The sequence below is a fragment of the Shewanella sp. UCD-KL21 genome, from assembly GCF_001957135.1.
Lineage (GTDB): Bacteria > Pseudomonadota > Gammaproteobacteria > Enterobacterales > Shewanellaceae > Shewanella.
The window spans coordinates 256006-272732 of the sequence record NZ_MPHK01000001.1 but is presented as its reverse complement, the minus strand read 5'-3'; the positions used below and the strand labels follow the sequence as shown (position 1 = coordinate 272732).

Here is a 16727-nt window from a genome sequence, read left to right as displayed (position 1 = left end):
TTTGTACTATTTGACTAAATTAACCACAAAAACCATAACGTGAAATCAAATTAACGCTTATTGGGCTTTTGCATTGGCAATATTAATTTTCCAAATTGCCGGGCCTGTTTCATGGGCGTTAACCCCTTGAGTATCCACAGCTACGGTAACCGGCATATCTTGAACATCAAATTCATAGATAGCTTCCATACCTAAGTCTTCAAAAGCCACCACACGTGATTTCTTAATCGCTTTAGATACTAAGTAAGCAGCGCCGCCGACAGCCATTAAATACACGGCTTTGTGTTTTTTGATTGATTCAACGGTTTGTGGCCCACGTTCAGACTTACCAATCATGCCCATTAAACCTGTTTTATCTAGCATAAGATCAGTGAACTTATCCATACGAGTCGCGGTTGTTGGGCCTGCAGGACCCACAACTTCATCGCCTACTGGGTCAACAGGCCCTACGTAGTAAATAAATTTACCAGTAAAGTCGACGCCTTCAGGTAAACCTTCACCTGATTCAATCAAGGTTTGAATGCGTTTATGAGCCGCATCACGACCTGTTAGCATTTTACCGTTCAGTAATAAGGTATCGCCGCTTTTCCAAGTTTCAATTTCAGCTTGAGTGACAGTGTCTAAATTAACACGATGAGTATTCTCACCGGCTTCACGGGTGATTTCAGGCCAATCAGCTAATGATGGCGGCACTAAGTCAGCAGGGCCAGTACCATCTAAGTGGAAATGCACGTGACGTGTTGCGGCGCAGTTAGGGATCATTACCACAGGTTTTGACGCTGCGTGAGTCGGCACTGATTTAATTTTAATATCAAGTACCGTGGTTAAGCCGCCTAAGCCTTGCGCGCCAATACCCGTATTGTTGGCACGTTCGAAGATATCTAAACGCAGCTTTTCTTCAGTGGTTTCAGCGCCGCGCTCCATTAGCTCATGGATATCAACCGGGTCCATTAACGACTCTTTGGCAAGTACCGCGGCTTTTTCAGCTGTGCCACCAATACCTATGCCTAACATACCTGGCGGACACCAACCTGCGCCCATAGTCGGTAAGGTTTTTTCAACCCACGCAGCAATATCATCTGACGGGTTTAACATCACCATTTTAGATTTGTTTTCTGAGCCGCCACCTTTTGCTGCGATCATCACTTCAATATGATTACCTGGCACCATATCAATATGAACCACAGAAGGTGTGTTATCGCGGGTGTTTTTACGGGTACCAGCAGGATCGGCAACGATTGAGGCACGTAAAGGGTTATCAGGATTCAGGTAAGCTTGGCGTACGCCTTCATCTACCATTTCTTGAACCGTCATATCGGTTTTGTCCCACTGCACTGCCATACCAATTTTTACAAAGGTAGTCACAATCCCAGTGTCTTGGCATAAAGGACGCTTACCTTCAGCTGACATACGCGAGTTAATCAAAATCTGCGCGATAGCATCTTTTGCTGCCTCGCTTTCTTCACGATCGTAGGCCTTAGCCATTGCATCAACGAAATCTTTAGGATGGTAGTACGAAATATACTGCAGAGAATCAGCAATGCTTTCAATAAAGTCAGCTTGCTTGATCACGACATTAGCAGATGAGTTTGTAGACATATAGGGGCGCTCCAGCAGCCATTGCGGCATAACTTGTGTTATTTTTATATGAACACAATTTTAAAATTGCATTCAATTAGCTATTAATCCTTTCAAGGACAATATGATACTCTTTCCAACGTTTTTGGGCTACATCACATTTTAAATAGGTTACAACATGCATTCTCGGGGCAAGCAATCACTGGCAATTCAGCAACTCGATTGGGATATTAGTACGCACACATTGTTTGAATATTTCAGCCACCAGCCTTGGGCTATGCTTTTAGATTCAGCCAATGCAGCTCACACTGATGCCAAATACGACATTATCGTTATTAGTCCAATTGCTTGTTTAACATATCAAAATAACCTCAGTAAACTCACTATTGTCGATGAAGCGTTAAGCCCGTTACTAGCGAGCCTTGATAGTAAGCAAGCTGTTTTTGATAATCTAGCTCAGCTGCAACAAACACTTTACCCGACAAAACAGCCATGCAAGTTCCCTTTTAGTGGCGGCGCATTAGGTAGCTTTAGTTATGACTTAGGAAGAGTGATAGAAAAACTGCCAGACAGTGCTAAACAAGATATTCACTTGCCTGAAATGAGCGTGGGTTTTTATGACTTTTGCTTGATTTATTGTTATCAGCAGCAAAGCTGGTTTGGTATACATTATCAAGGCCAAATAGCCCTTAATACTGCTTTGAATAAAATTGATGCCACTATAAAACAATTAGCTAATAACAAATCAATAAAGCCAGCATTTAAACTAAGTTCTCCTTGGAGAAATCAGACAACCAGTAAGCAATATCAACACAGCTTTAAGCGAGTGCAGCAATATTTACATTCCGGTGATTGCTATCAAATAAATTTGACTCAGCGATTTTCAGCTAACTATCATGGCAATGAATGGCAAGCGTATTGCGCCTTATCGGCAGCCAATAAAGCGCCCTTTTCAGCCTTCTTGAGATTGGATAATCACTGCATCATGTCAATTTCACCGGAGCGATTTATACAGCTTTCTGGTGATAAGATTTCGACTAAGCCTATTAAGGGCACTTTGCCGCGCTCAGCGAATGCAGAAATTGATAAACAAAATGCTCAGCAGTTACAAAACTCGATTAAAGATCGCGCTGAAAACGTGATGATTGTGGATTTACTGCGTAATGACATCAGTAAAGTGGCCACTGCAGGCTCAGTTAATGTGCCCAAATTGTTTGATATTGAAAGCTTCCCTGCGGTGCATCATTTAGTGAGCACCATTGAAGCTACCCTCGCGGCTAATTTGTCTGCCATCGATATTATCAAGGCAGCCTTTCCGGGTGGTTCTATCACTGGCGCGCCAAAAATTAGAGCTATGCAAATTATTGAAGAGTTAGAGCCATCAAGACGCAGTATTTATTGCGGCAGTATTGGTTATATCAGTCAAGATGGCACTATGGACACTAGCATTACCATTAGAACCTTGGTGACTGAAGAAGATAAGATTTATTGCTGGGCTGGTGGCGGCGTAGTGGCAGATTCTAATGCCGAGGCTGAATATCAAGAATGCTTTGATAAGATCAGTAAAATTCTGCCAATATTAGAAAAACTCTAATTCAAGCGTATTAATTCAAGCATAGTAACAGCTCAGTTAAGGGTTAAGTAAAATCTCACAAACAACACTGTGCGCTTTACTTAACCTTTAACTTAGTGTTTTACATGTTTTAACTGTATAGCTGCTGGCGATATTGCTTAGCCACCTGTTGCCAGCTAAAGCGTTCTTGACTGGCAGCAATCCCCATTTGACGATATTGCTCAGGTTGCTCATTACTCAAGCTTAAGGCGTTAATTAACACCTGAATAAATTGCTCCGCTTGGTGAGCTAAATTATGACCTTCAAATAACCATCCAGTTTGCTGATCTCTAATGGTATCCCGTAAACCACCTACCCCATGGGCAATACATACCTGACCTTGCTTCATGGCTAATAGTTGGCTGATACCACAAGGCTCAAAGCTACTTGGCATGACAAACAAATCACCTAACTGATAAAGTTCATCAGATAAATGCTGATCATAGCCATTAATAAACACAAAGTTACTGTGCCTTGATGCAACCAGTTGAAACTCTTTGGCTATGACATGATCGCCACTCCCCAGTAGCATAAACACCCCTTGGGGTTTTAATCGTTTTAACTCAATCAGCATAGCGTCTAATAGGCTTTGGCCAGCACTGTTTGCTTCAACGGGATAGGGTTGACGTAACAGCAACACCTTTTGATCTGTTAACCGCCCTACTGATGTCATTAAGAAATCAATCGAGCTCGCTTGGTTGATTTGTTGCATTTGCCATTGTTGTAAACGCGCTAAAGCTATTTGATCGACACTACGAGCAGAGTCTGTTTTGCCTAACCATTTAATGACTGCATCTTGTGATTTCACTAATAGCTGATTAATCGATTTGTTAGCGGTTTTCTTATCAGGTTTTGCAGTGGTCAATTCGCTTTCAGCTTTTTCATAAACACAGCCATTGAGTATTCCTACAATGTCGCCACGATTATGTTTGTCTAACATGGATGCTTCTAAGCCTTCACCACCAAAAAAACCATTTTGATGATCGGATGCCATTAACACCTCATTGGCATAGGTCGGCGACACTAAATGTACCTTGTCACTGAGCTCAATACCCATTTTCATCGGGTTTACACAATTAGGGTATCGTGGATCGCTTAAATGGGCTTTTTGCTCATCCGTTAAATGCTGCGTTAATTCAGGAAACCATGCAGCAAATGATGAAACATCATCACGTATGGGTCTTATGCCCTGCAGGGCTAAATTATGAATTGAGAATACACATTGGCATTGCTTTAACATGGCATATTGTGAGTCAAATGCCCGTAACATCACCAGCATTCCGGCGTGCCAGTCATGCATATGCATCACATCAACTTCGGGGATCAAACCATCAATATAAGCTTGGGCTACCGCTAAATTAAATAAGGCAAACTTAGTGGCGTCATCTGCAAAGGGCCTATCATTACTGCCTGCACTATAAACTTGATTACCCTCGCTATTAAATAAATGATGCTCGAATAAGTAAACTTGGCTATTAAGGTTTGTATTGCCATCAGGGCTGGGTCTGGGCATTTTCGCCACGCTGACGATTTCAATATTAGCGCCAAATTTTACCGCTACTGTGCCGATATCATCGGCATTATAGCTTTGTGCAATGTAGCCATAATTTGGCATAGCCACATCCACAATAATATCTTCACAGGCTAATGCTGGTGGCAAGTCGCGGATAACATCAGCCATACCACCGACTTTCGCGCCGGATATGGCATCGTTCTCAGCTGCGATCATTAATACTTTTTTCACTAATGAATACCTTTTAAATGCTATTAGGTTTTTTATTTGCTTTTACATAATATTAATTGCTGAGCCGCCAAGTTTAACCAAAGGGTTAAACCAGCAGCTCAACTAAATTGACTAAGCCGACTAAATTAAATAAACCGACTAAACCAATTACTCATAACCCGTCGGTAAACCGAGCATTTTTCTAGTAACTAGGGTTATGCCTTTTTCTGACACCCTAAATCCACGGGCAATATCTTGGGCGCGATTAAAGCCAATTTCCATACCATCAGGGATAATACAACCGCGATCAATAATGGCGTTTTGTATGCGGCAATTTTTAAGTACTACCACATCAGGTAACAACACCGAGTCTTTCACTAATGAGTATGAACACACCCGTACTTCATCAAACAGCACACTTCGCTTGACCTTAGCACCCGAGATAATACAACCACCGGAGACAATAGAATCCACCGCCATACCACGGCGATCATCGTCATCGAAAACAAATTTAGCGGGTGGAAGTTGTTCCTGATAAGTCCAAATTGGCCACTTAGCATCATATAAATTCAGTGCAGGTGTAGGTGACAATAACTCCATATTGGCTTGAAAAAATGAATCCAAGGTGCCCACATCACGCCAGTATGCTGGCTCATCAGGTACAGCACTGGTGAACGGGAAAGCAAATATATTGGCGTGCTCGATAATGGACGGAATAATATCTTTACCAAAATCTCGGTCTGAGTTTGCGTTATTAGCATCTTTTTTTAACTGTTCGAATAAAAACTTAGTGTTAAACACATAGTTGCCCATTGATGCTAAACAAAACTCTTCATTACCCGGGATAGATTTAGGCACGGCAGGTTTTTCTTCAAAGCCGACCACTCGCATATCTTCATCCACTTCCATTACCCCAAAGGCATTAGCCGCTTCAGGAATGGGCGTTTCTAAACAGCACACAGTCATATCTGCGCCAGATTCCGCATGAGCGGCCAGTAAACCGGCATAATCCATGCGATAAACGTGGTCCCCAGATAACACCATCACATATTTAGGTAACTCATGACGAATAATATCAATATTTTGAAATACCGCATCGGCAGTACCTTCATACCAGTTACCGGAGGTTTGCTGTGATGCTGGCAAGATTTCCACTGACTCGCCTAACTCTTTCTTAAAGTGGCCCCAACCACGGCTAACATGGCGAATTAACGAGTGAGATTTGTATTGGGTGACAACCCCAACTCGGCGGATCCCTGAGTTAATGCAGTTTGATAATGGAAAATCGATAATGCGGAACTTACCTCCGAAATATAACGCCGGTTTAGCACGCCAATCGGTTAACTCATGTAAGCGAGAGCCTCGACCACCAGCTAGAATTAATGCATAGGTATCACGGGTAAGATTACTAATATAACGAGCATTTGACATATATTAAGACTCCTAACTTTAAACTCAGCAACTTGCTGAAAATATAATGGCGTGATTATTTGGCAAACCAAATGTCGTCACGATACGCACTAATAGTGTTGTCACTAGAAAAACGTCCGCTGGATGCAGTATTTCTAATACTCATTTGAGTCCAGTGTTCTTGATTGGCATAGGCAGCAGCGACGTTTTCTTGTGCTACGCGATATGCATCAAAATCTGCGGCGATCATCCATTGATCATATGGGTCTTCAATGGCAGCAATAATGCTGTCAAAAATACCCGGTTCCACTAAATTGAAATGGCCACTTTTAAGCATCTCTAACACATGTTTGAGTGCTGGTGACTGTTGAATATATTGATGGGGGTTGTAGTGAGATTTAAGCTGACTAACCTCGTCAGCATTAAGACCAAATAAGAAGAAGTTGTCATCACCGACTTCTTCAAGCATTTCAACGTTTGCACCATCGAGGGTGCCTATGGTGAGAGCGCCATTCATCATAAATTTCATATTGCCAGTACCCGATGCTTCTTTACCCGCAGTGGAGATTTGCTCGGATAAATCTGTGGCCGGACAAATCTTTTCCATGGCGCTGACGTTATAGTTTGGCAAAAATGCAAAACGTAAATATGGCGTTACCACAGGATCTGAGTTCACCATATGGGCCACATTATTGGCGAGTTTGATGATTTGCTTGGCCATGGCATAACCGGGCGCCGCTTTGCCGCCAATCAGCACACAACGGGGCTGCATCCCTTGGGTATCACCCGCCACTATGCGTTGATATAAATGAATAACATGCAAGATATTCAGTAACTGGCGTTTGTATTCATGAATGCGCTTAACCTGTACATCAAACATCATCTTAGGGTCAAACTCAACTTCACACTCAGCTGCTACTAATTTGGCTAAATCTACCTTGTTATCAAATTTGACGCTTTGCCACTGCTTCAAAAAGGCTTTGTCATCGGTAAAGGCATTAAGAGCCGTTAGCTGAGTTAAATCGGTCACCCAACTATCACCTAAACGGCGAGTAATTAGCTGTGCCAAGCGCGGATTACAATGGGCCAGCCAGCGCCTTGGCGTCACACCATTGGTTTTATTATTGAATTTGTGTGGCCATAGCTGATAAAAATCATTAAACAAACCAGACTTTAATAGTTGGGTATGCAGCCCAGCGACGCCATTAACCGAAAAGCTAGCCACAATTGCAAGGTATGCCATTCTCACATGGGGTTCGTGGCCTTCTTCGATAACCGACATCGCCGCTAATTTGTCATTATCCCCTGGCCAATGGTGAGCAACGTCTTCAAGGTAACGGGCATTAATTTCATAAATAATGTCCAAAATGCGTGGCAACATGTGCTTTAGCATGCGCACAGGCCAGCGCTCTAGCGCTTCTGGTAACAAGGTGTGATTAGTGTATGCCACACTGCTTGAGGTAATCTCCCATGCTTGATCCCAATCCAAGCCATAGCTATCCATGAGTAAACGCATTAATTCAGGCACTGAAATACTCGGGTGAGTATCATTAAGTTGCATGGCATTAAGCTCACTAAAGCGGCTAAAATCGCTGCCATGAACCGCCACATAGCGCAGTAAAATGTCCTGTAAGCTGGCCGAAGATAAGAAATACTGCTGCCTTAAACGCAGCTCTTTACCATTTTCACTGGCGTCATTGGGATACAGCACCATGGTAATTTGCTCGGCCATATTTTTGCGGGCCACAGCCTCGGTATAATCACCATCATTAAATTCTGCTAAATCAAAATCATCAGTGGCTTCAGCTTTCCACAGCCTTAAAGTATTAATCCGACCGTTTTTATAGCCTGGAACTGGCATGTCGTGTGGCACAGCGTTGACATCTTGGGTATCAATCCACACATAATGGCGATGACCTTGTAGATCGACATAGGATTCTGTATGGCCAAAAAAGGGCACGGTAATGGTGTGATTAGCTAATCGCACTTCCCATGGATTCCCTTCTCTTAACCAGCGATCCGGTTGCTCTATTTGATAACCATCAACCACTTTTTGCTTAAACATGCCGTATTCATAGCGAATACCATAGCCAACAACCGCTAGGTCTAAACTGGCGCAGCTATCTAAAAAGCACGCGGCTAAGCGGCCTAAACCGCCGTTGCCTAAGCCAGCATCAAGCTCGGCTTCCTGTAAAGTTTCTAAATCTACTGCGTAGCTATTTAGCGCCTCATGAGTCTCTGTTGTTAAATCTAAACTGAGTAAAGCATTACCCAAGGTGCGGCCCATCAAAAATTCCAGCGATAAATAAGCCACTTGTTTTTGCTGATATTGGTTGTCTTTTAAGCGCGTTTCTCGCCATTGTTGCAATAAATTGGCTTTAACCGCTGACGCTAACGCGCCGTACATATCGTTGGTGGCATTTTCATCACGGCTTAACACCCCTTGAAGCTGTCGCTTAAAGGTGGCATCTAAACTGTCACAAGGATCGCAATCTTGGTGATCATTGCTTACGGCTTCACTTTTGACCGCCTGTTTGCTCACTTTCGTGTCAGATTTTTTCTCGCGCGTTTTCCTTTTAGTGACTGTCATCAATTGATTCCTTATCTTGAACTAGTTGAAAATTTGCATGAAATAACATCAGGCTTCGACTTTGAAGAACCGCCTTTCTTTCTTTAATCAATTCGCTTTGCGCTAAATTGTCGTTATTGAGGTTTTGGGTTGACAGCAAGCATTGCCAAGGGCCGTAACAATTTAAACTCGGTAAGGTAAATGATTGATTTTCAACATCAGCATTGAGTACCAGTAAGAGTGCGTGGGGTTGTTGCGCTAATTCACCGGAAGTTATCACCACCGCCAAACTGCGACAGCTTTGTTCACTCCATTGGCGTTTGGACATAGGTTCGCCATCACGGCCATACCAAACAAAACCGCTATCACGTTTATTATCAGGCACATGAATAAAGTCTTTATGGCATAAAATCGGGAAACGCTGACGTAAGTTAATTAATTGCGAGGTAAATTCAACTAACGACCAATCAATCGTTTTCCAGTCTATCCAGCTAATCTTGTTGTCTTGGCAATAAGCATTGTTATTGCCTTGCTGACTGTTTCCCATCTCGTCACCACACAACATCATGGGCACCCCTTGAGACAGCAATAAGGTGGCAAGAAAGTTTCGTTGCTGACGTTGACGAATTTGGTTAATCGCAACCTTGCTGGTTTCGCCTTCTTCGCCGTAATTGGCACTGAGGTTTTCATGATGGCCGTCGCGGTTACCTTCACCATTAGCCAAGTTATGCCGTTGGTTAAAGCTCACTAAGTCTTTTAAGGTGTAACCATCATGACTGGTAATGAAATTAATACTCGCCGATGGACTGCGGCCATGGTGTTCAAAAAAGTCATCTGAGCCATGAAAGCGTCTGGCAAATTCAGGGAGCATGCCATGATCGCCGCGCCAAAAACGGCGCATGGTATCTCTGTAGCGATCGTTCCATTCACTAAATGCAATAGGATAATTACCCAGCTGATAACCCCCAGGGCCAATATCCCAAGGCTCGGCAATCAGTTTCACCTGACACAACACGGGATCTTGCGATAAGGCATCAAAAAAACCGCAGCCGGGATCAAAACCATAGGTTTCACGGCCTAAGCAACTGGCTAAATCAAATCTAAAGCCATCAACGCCCATGACTTCAACCCAATATCGCAATGAGTCCATAATGAGTTGCAACACTTGCGGATGGTTGGAATTAAAGGTGTTACCGCAACCAGTATCATTGATATACAAACGCTGTTCGTTAGACACCAATCGATAATAGTTGGCGTTGTCGATGCCGCGAAAGCTTAAGGTGGGTCCCAAACGACTGCCTTCTGCAGTATGGTTATAAACCACATCTAAGATCACTTCGATACCCGCATCGTGCAGGCTATCAACCATATCGCGAAATTCAGTAATACTCTCACCACTCATATAAGCAGCGTTGGGGGCAAAAAATCCAATGCTGTTGTAACCCCAGTAATTACTGAGGTTCTTTTCAATTAAAAATGGCTCATTGAAAAAGCTCTGCACTGGCAGTAGCTCAACACAGTTAACCCCTAATTGGGTTAAATATTGAATACTGCTGGGGGCAGCAAGGCCAGCATAAGTGCCTTTAATATCATCATTTACTTCGGGGTTTAATACACTAAAACCTTTTACATGGGTTTCATAAATGATGGTTTGCTCTAAAGGAATATTAAGCCTTTTAACCGGTCTATTTCGTAGCGCTCTGTCATCGACAACACAGCATTTGGGCATGTATTTGCCGTTATCTTTGCTACAAAACGATAAATCAGAATCAGGGCTATCAATTTGATAGCCATAAGTTACATCGTTAACTTCAAGTTCACCAAACAGCTGCTTGGCGTAAGGGTCTAGTAATAACTTATGGTGATTAAAGCGGTGGCCAAGTAAGGGTTGATAGGGTCCATAAACCCGATAACCATACAAGGTGCCTGCTTTTGCTTGTGGCAAATAGCCATGCCAAATTTGTCTGGTTTTTTGGGTTAACGGAAATTGTTGTTCGTTAAGCCCAAACTCGTCAAAAACACATAGCACCACTTGGGTGGCGTTAGCTGAAAATAGCGTAAAGTTCACGCCATTATCATCAACGCTGGCACCCAAGGGGTAAGGCTTTCCTGTAAGCAAAGGGTTAACCGATTCCATAGTTAATCCTCTGCAGATTCTAGGGTTGAGTCAGCACTGTTAACACTAAGCACTATGGTGGCCAGTGGCGGTACAGTCACCAGACCACTTCGCGCCATGCCTTGCCAGTCAACATCGGTATTAATAATGGTGCCATTACTTACCGCACTGCCGCCATAACACGGGCTATCACTGTTAAGTACTTCGATATAATCATTTTCAGAAGGCAAACCGACCCTAAAGTCGTAATGCACTTGCGGGGTCATATTGACCACAAATATTAAATGCTGGCCACTGTCTTTGGCATAACGGATAAAACTAAAGATACTGGCATCACCATTATCACAATCAAGCCATTGAAAGCCTGATGGTTGATGGTCCAGTTCATATAAGGCTGGGCTTTCACTGTATAAACTATTGAGATCTTTTACCCAATCTTGCATGCCTTGGTGCGGCGCGTATTGCAGCAAATGCCAATCTAGGCTTTGGTTATGGTTCCACTCATCACGTTGGGCAAACTCAGTCCCCATAAACAGCAGTTTTTTACCAGGATGGCCCCACATAAAGCCTAAAAAGCTTCTTAAGGTGGCAAACTTTTGCCAATCATCACCGGGGATTTTATGCAGTAATGAGCCTTTACCGTGCACCACTTCATCGTGACTTAGCGATAAAATAAATTGCTCGGTATAGGCATACACTAAGCTAAAGGTCATTTCATGGTGGTGATGTTTACGATAAATAGGATCGCGACTAAGGTAACTTAAACAGTCATTCATCCAGCCCATATTCCACTTAAAGCCAAAGCCTAAGCCACCATTTTCTGTGGTGTCTGTCACTCCGCCCCAAGCGGTTGATTCTTCTGCCACCATGGTCACACCTGGGTAGGCAGCATAAATGCGCTCATTGAGTAGTTTCAAAAATTCAATGGCTTGAATGTTTTCGCGTCCGCCATACTCATTAGGTAGCCATTGACCAGATTCTCGGCTGTAATCGAGATATAGCATAGAGGACACCGCATCGAGTCTTAGTCCATCAAAGTGAAACTCTTCAAGCCAATAACAGGCATTACTGAGTAAAAAGCTTTGTACTTCGCCGCGGCCGTAATTAAAGATTAAAGTATCCCAATCAGGGTGCTCTCCTTGACGTGGATCTTGATGCTCATACAAACAACTGCCGTCAAACTTTGCCAATCCATGAGGATCTTTCGGAAAATGAGCCGGCACCCAATCTAATAAAACCCCAATATCATGTTGATGACATTCATCAATAAAGGCTTTTAAGCCAACGGGATCACCAAAGCGGTAAGTTGCTGCATATAAACCAACAGGTTGATAACCCCAAGAGCCATCAAACGGGTATTCACTGATTGGCATCAGTTGCAGGTGGGTAAAGCCCATTTCTTTAAGATATGGGATTAATTCATCAGCTAAGTCTTGATAACTGAGGTAACTATCGCCCCACTCACCTTTACGCTTCCATGAAGCGAGATGAACTTCATAAACAGACATAGGTAATTGATGTAGTTGCTGTTTCGCGCGCTGTTTAAGCCATTTTTTGTCTTGCCATTTATAATCGGTTTTGTGTGGAACAACCGATGAATTACCCGGCGCGGCTTGCATTTGAATCGCATAAGGGTCGGCTTTTTCAGTTAAAGCGCCATCTTGTGTCGTGACACTAAATTTATAAAATTGGCCTGCATCAGCATTGGGAATAAATATTTCCCAAATGCCATTACTAGGATGAAAGCGCATGATATGGGCTCTGCCATCCCAATGATTAAAATCACCGACTACGGCAACTTTTTGGGCATTCGGCGCCCAAACACAAAAATGAACACCTTCTACACCTGCGATAGTCTTCCAGTTTGCGCCCAGAAATTGGTAACTTTTTTGCTGCTTACCTTCTGCAAATAAGTAGATATCATCATCATCCAATAAACTACCAAACTGGTAGGGATCGATTATGGTTTCAACACTCATTGGATAAGTCACTTTTAAGCTATATAAAAATGGCTTAACCCGGCGTCCCATAATGCCGGCAAATAAACCCTGCTCATCAACTTGGGTTAATGAAGCGACTTTTTTACCGTCTTTTAGGCTGATAACTTCAACTTCTATTGCACCTTTGACGAAGCATCTGACGATCAAAGATTTGCCATTGTCGGCTTTATGCATACCCAGTAATGAAAATACATCAGTAAAATCACCACTCAGTAATGCGGTATCAGTTCCATGATTAAAATAAGGGGCATTATTAGTCATTTTGCATTGCTCCATTAATGTTTAAATTTAATTGATTACATTATTTGTTCATTGCCATTTCGATAATGGCACTAGTGGTTAATTGCCTTAGCCGTTAACAGCCCGTTCAGGCTTACTGTCATCCATATATTTACTGCGTCTGGTTTTATTAACGATATCAAGCCTGTTACTGACTGTGGCATCGGCAGACATTTGCTCTAAAGTGCGACTTAAGCGTCGACACCAATTAGGGTATTGTTTCCAAGTGCCGGGAATGTTTATCGGTTTGACTTCATCGATCAGATCGTCAATTTGAATGCTATATAGCGCTGAATTACCCGATGCCGTTAGCTGAAGCCAAGCAATCATTAATTTCTCAAAATCAACCTCATCCATCACAGTATTGTCTTTGATAAGATGATGCTGACTAAGTAAATCCAGTAGTTGTTGCTTCTCTATAAGCCTTAGCGATTTCGCCTCACCCAGCTGTTGCTCGTTGTCATACAGATTTAACTGATGCCGTAATTCAATATCTGCCGCAGTCCACCACGCCGTTAATGTCGGCACATCATGGTTTGCTAGCATCATCAAACTGTGAGACTTATAAAAGGCGGGGTTCATAAAGCCATCATGATGTTTAGCAAAGTAAAATAATTCGTTTGAAAATATTTTTGCTTTAGCTAGGTTGGCGACAATTTCTGGGGGCACTATGCCGAGGTCTTCGCCAATTAATACACATTGAGCTCGCTGACTTTCTAGGCATAAAATGGCTAATAAAGTATCCAATGGGTAATAGACATATGCCCCATTGCCTAATCCTTGCTGTTTAGGCCACCACCATAAGCGTAATAAGCCCATGACATGGTCGATTCGTAACCCGCCACAAGACACCATATTCGAGCGGATCAACTGAATGAAATGCTCAAATCTATGTTGGGTTAATTTGATAGGGTCAAAAGGGATTAAGCCCCAGTTTTGCCCTTGAGGGGCAAAGGAATCTGGCGGTGCACCAATATTGGCATTGGTACAAAAATTGTCGATATTAGCACTGACCTCTGCCCCCGTAGGCGACGCACCGACTGCCATATCACGAATTAGCCCTAGGGACATGCCTGCGGTTTTGGCTTTCGCCTGACACTGAAGTAATTGCTCATAGGCGACAAATTGTAAATAACACAGAAATTCTGGATCTGTAAAACACGGATTTTGCTGTTGCTGGTGGCTGACATATTGGCTTAAACCTTCACCCTGTTGTTGCTTAAATTCAACAAAGTCTAGGTAGCGTTTACTGTGGTTGTTTTTATGCGCTTTGATAAACGCGTTAAATAACATTTGATAAATAGAAAACTTAGTTTCATGTATCTCGCTGTAATCAAGCAATCTAGACTGAGCTAATTGATATTGTTTATTTCGCCAAAGCTTCGAGCTTATAACCCCTTCAATATCAACGTATTCAACCACTGATTCGATATGGATGTATAAGGGATTAAGTCGACGTCTATCTGATGGACTATAAGGGCTGACACTTTCTGGTAAATCCAGAGCGTGTAATGGGTTGAGTAAAATAAAATCGGCGCCTTTTACAGCAGCTAACTCGATGAGCTTTTGTAAATCATTAAAGTCACCAATCCCCCACTGGCTTTGGCTAGTAAGGCTATAAAGTTGGGTGCTAAGCCCCCATTTGGCGGTTTTATTGCCAGCATGAACATAGGCGCTTCGCGGCGCAATCATTAATTGACCGCTATATATTTCACTGGAGTTTGCAGATTCAACAGTGGCACTGATACCGTGATAACCAAGGCCTAGCTGAGCATTAATGTCATTATTTAATTGATACTGATATTTAAAATAACTGACACCATCAATACCGTAATCACCCACAACGCGCATTTGACCAAGGCTGATTGGAAAATGAAACTTATCACCATGTTCAATTTCAATCTCAACTTTTATGCTTCCAGTAAAATGATCAGGCAAATAGAACTCAACAATAGGATCATCCACATAGCTCCATTGGAATTTATGCAAAGGCAGTAACCAAGGCGCGGCATCTAGTTCAAATATCCGTTGCTGAATAAAGTCATCAGTTAAAGGCGAGCTAATAACAGGACAATTAGTAGCAATATTATTTAGCGCGTCAGTCATTGATGCATCATTAGTTGATGCATCATTAGCACACATGGATTGCAAAATTCCATTTCTATCTAGAGGCTGGATCTGTACATTGTTGCCAAAGCAATCAATAAACTCAGCGCCTACGCCTTGCAAATACAGTAACTTCCCTAGTCCCATATTTGTCGCCCTCGCGAATGTCTTAACTGATTAATAACCCAGCAGTTACCATGCCAGTACAACATCACAGTTTAACGACAGTTTAATTTCAATCAGGTTACAAAATAAAAAGACTTAATTTCAGCAACTTAAACAAAATACATTTTAAATTAAACTTACAATCTTGTTTAAAACGAGATTACAAGCGTAATTAAAAACAATCACTTTGGTGCATTAATGCACAGCAAGCGTGCAAAAAAGCCTCAAATTAAGCTGCTAACGGACCTATAAATTAAAAACAAAGTCATAAAACTTTGCTTAAAAGATGCTTAAAGGCGTCATACTGGCGGTTATTGTGCTAATTTAAAAGCAAGGCTAGCGCCATTTTATTTTTATAAGACCAATATGACTAACTGGGACGTTTGATGAATACTACGCAGTTCAATATTCACTTTTCATTGCAAACATTAACAAGCCATATTGTTTCCCCACCGAAAGAGCCCCGCTCTAGAAAAGCCGCGGTATTAGTGCCTTTACTCGAAATTGATGGCGAGCTTCAACTGTTACTCACTAAAAGAGCATTACATTTACGCGCCCACCCAGGTCAATTTAGTTTTCCTGGCGGTAAAGTAGATAAGCAAGATAGCAGTATGATTTTTACTGCCCTTAGAGAGGCCGAAGAAGAAATTGCCTTATTACCAGATAATGTTGATGTGATCGGTACCTTTCCGCCCCATACAACCTTTACCGGATTTGAAATAACCCCAGTTATCGGCATTGTGAAACAACCTTTTGAAATAACGCTAGATCCTGGAGAAGTCGCCGAGGCTTTTTGGGTGCCGCTTAAACACTTTTTAAACCCTAATAATCGACACAGTATTCAGTATCAACGTCATGGCAACTTTTATGATGTCCATTATATGCCCTATCAAGGTAAATTCATTTGGGGAGTAACAGCGGCAATCATTAATTTGCTTTGCTGTCATTTAAACAATTCAGCCAGAATTTTTAATGGTTAATAAAAGCAACTTAAGTTTAGTTTCCCCACATACGAGACAATACTAACCATTCAACTAAGCTCGCGAATATACAAACCCGCCACCGATGACATTTTCAAGCGTTACAGTTAAAACAGCCTCTCAGCATAGCCGGTTCTCAATCCTTTTTAACTCGCTATAACAGCAGCTTCTATTAGCTTAAGATTCACT

The 16727-nt window shown here is 42.3% G+C and carries 9 protein-coding genes; 2 read left to right on the top strand and 7 right to left on the bottom strand.

Features of this window, described 5'->3' with window-relative positions; genetic code table 11:
- Nucleotides 1–57 precede the first annotated feature (57 nt).
- Nucleotides 58–1599, bottom strand: a complete 1542-nt coding sequence (locus BM739_RS01155) for a fumarate hydratase (RefSeq protein ID WP_076536433.1) — start codon at nucleotides 1597–1599, stop codon at nucleotides 58–60.
- 157 nt (nucleotides 1600–1756) lie between these two features.
- Between BM739_RS01155 and pabB the strand changes: the two genes are divergently transcribed.
- Nucleotides 1757–3172: an aminodeoxychorismate synthase component I gene (pabB, locus tag BM739_RS01150; protein WP_076536431.1), complete on the top strand. Its 1416-nt coding sequence runs from the start codon at nucleotides 1757–1759 to the stop codon at nucleotides 3170–3172.
- 109 nt (nucleotides 3173–3281) lie between these two features.
- On the opposite strand, the gene BM739_RS01145 is transcribed toward pabB, so the two are convergent.
- From BM739_RS01145 to malQ, 6 genes are all read right to left on the bottom strand, one after another.
- The gene (locus BM739_RS01145; RefSeq protein WP_076536767.1) at nucleotides 3282–4919 is read right to left on the bottom strand and encodes a glycogen synthase; all 1638 of its coding nucleotides are present in this window, start codon (nucleotides 4917–4919) and stop codon (nucleotides 3282–3284) included.
- Between the two features lie 162 nt (nucleotides 4920–5081).
- Nucleotides 5082–6344 (bottom strand): glucose-1-phosphate adenylyltransferase, encoded by a 1263-nt coding sequence (gene glgC, locus BM739_RS01140; RefSeq protein ID WP_076536429.1) that lies wholly within the window; start codon nucleotides 6342–6344, stop codon nucleotides 5082–5084.
- 55 nt (nucleotides 6345–6399) lie between these two features.
- A complete protein-coding gene (locus BM739_RS01135; protein ID WP_083698028.1) occupies nucleotides 6400–8913 on the bottom strand; it encodes a glycogen/starch/alpha-glucan phosphorylase in 2514 nt (837 codons plus the stop codon).
- Complete coding sequence (gene glgX, locus BM739_RS01130; RefSeq protein WP_076536428.1) at nucleotides 8900–11029, bottom strand: glycogen debranching protein GlgX; 2130 nt, start codon at nucleotides 11027–11029, stop codon at nucleotides 8900–8902. The genes BM739_RS01135 and glgX overlap by 14 nt, the downstream gene beginning before the upstream one ends.
- 2 nt (nucleotides 11030–11031) lie before the next feature.
- Nucleotides 11032–13269, bottom strand: a complete 2238-nt coding sequence (gene glgB, locus BM739_RS01125) for a 1,4-alpha-glucan branching protein GlgB (RefSeq protein ID WP_076536426.1) — start codon at nucleotides 13267–13269, stop codon at nucleotides 11032–11034.
- Nucleotides 13270–13356: 87 nt separating this feature from the next.
- On the bottom strand, nucleotides 13357–15540 hold the full coding sequence (gene malQ / locus BM739_RS01120) for a 4-alpha-glucanotransferase (RefSeq protein WP_076536424.1): 2184 nt from the start codon (nucleotides 15538–15540) through the stop codon (nucleotides 13357–13359).
- A 404-nt stretch (nucleotides 15541–15944) separates the two neighbouring features.
- Here malQ and BM739_RS01115 point away from each other — a divergent pair, with 404 nt between their 5' ends.
- Nucleotides 15945–16538, top strand: coding sequence for a CoA pyrophosphatase (locus tag BM739_RS01115; RefSeq protein WP_076536422.1), 594 nt, complete (start codon nucleotides 15945–15947; stop codon nucleotides 16536–16538).
- Nucleotides 16539–16727: the final 189 nt, after the last annotated feature.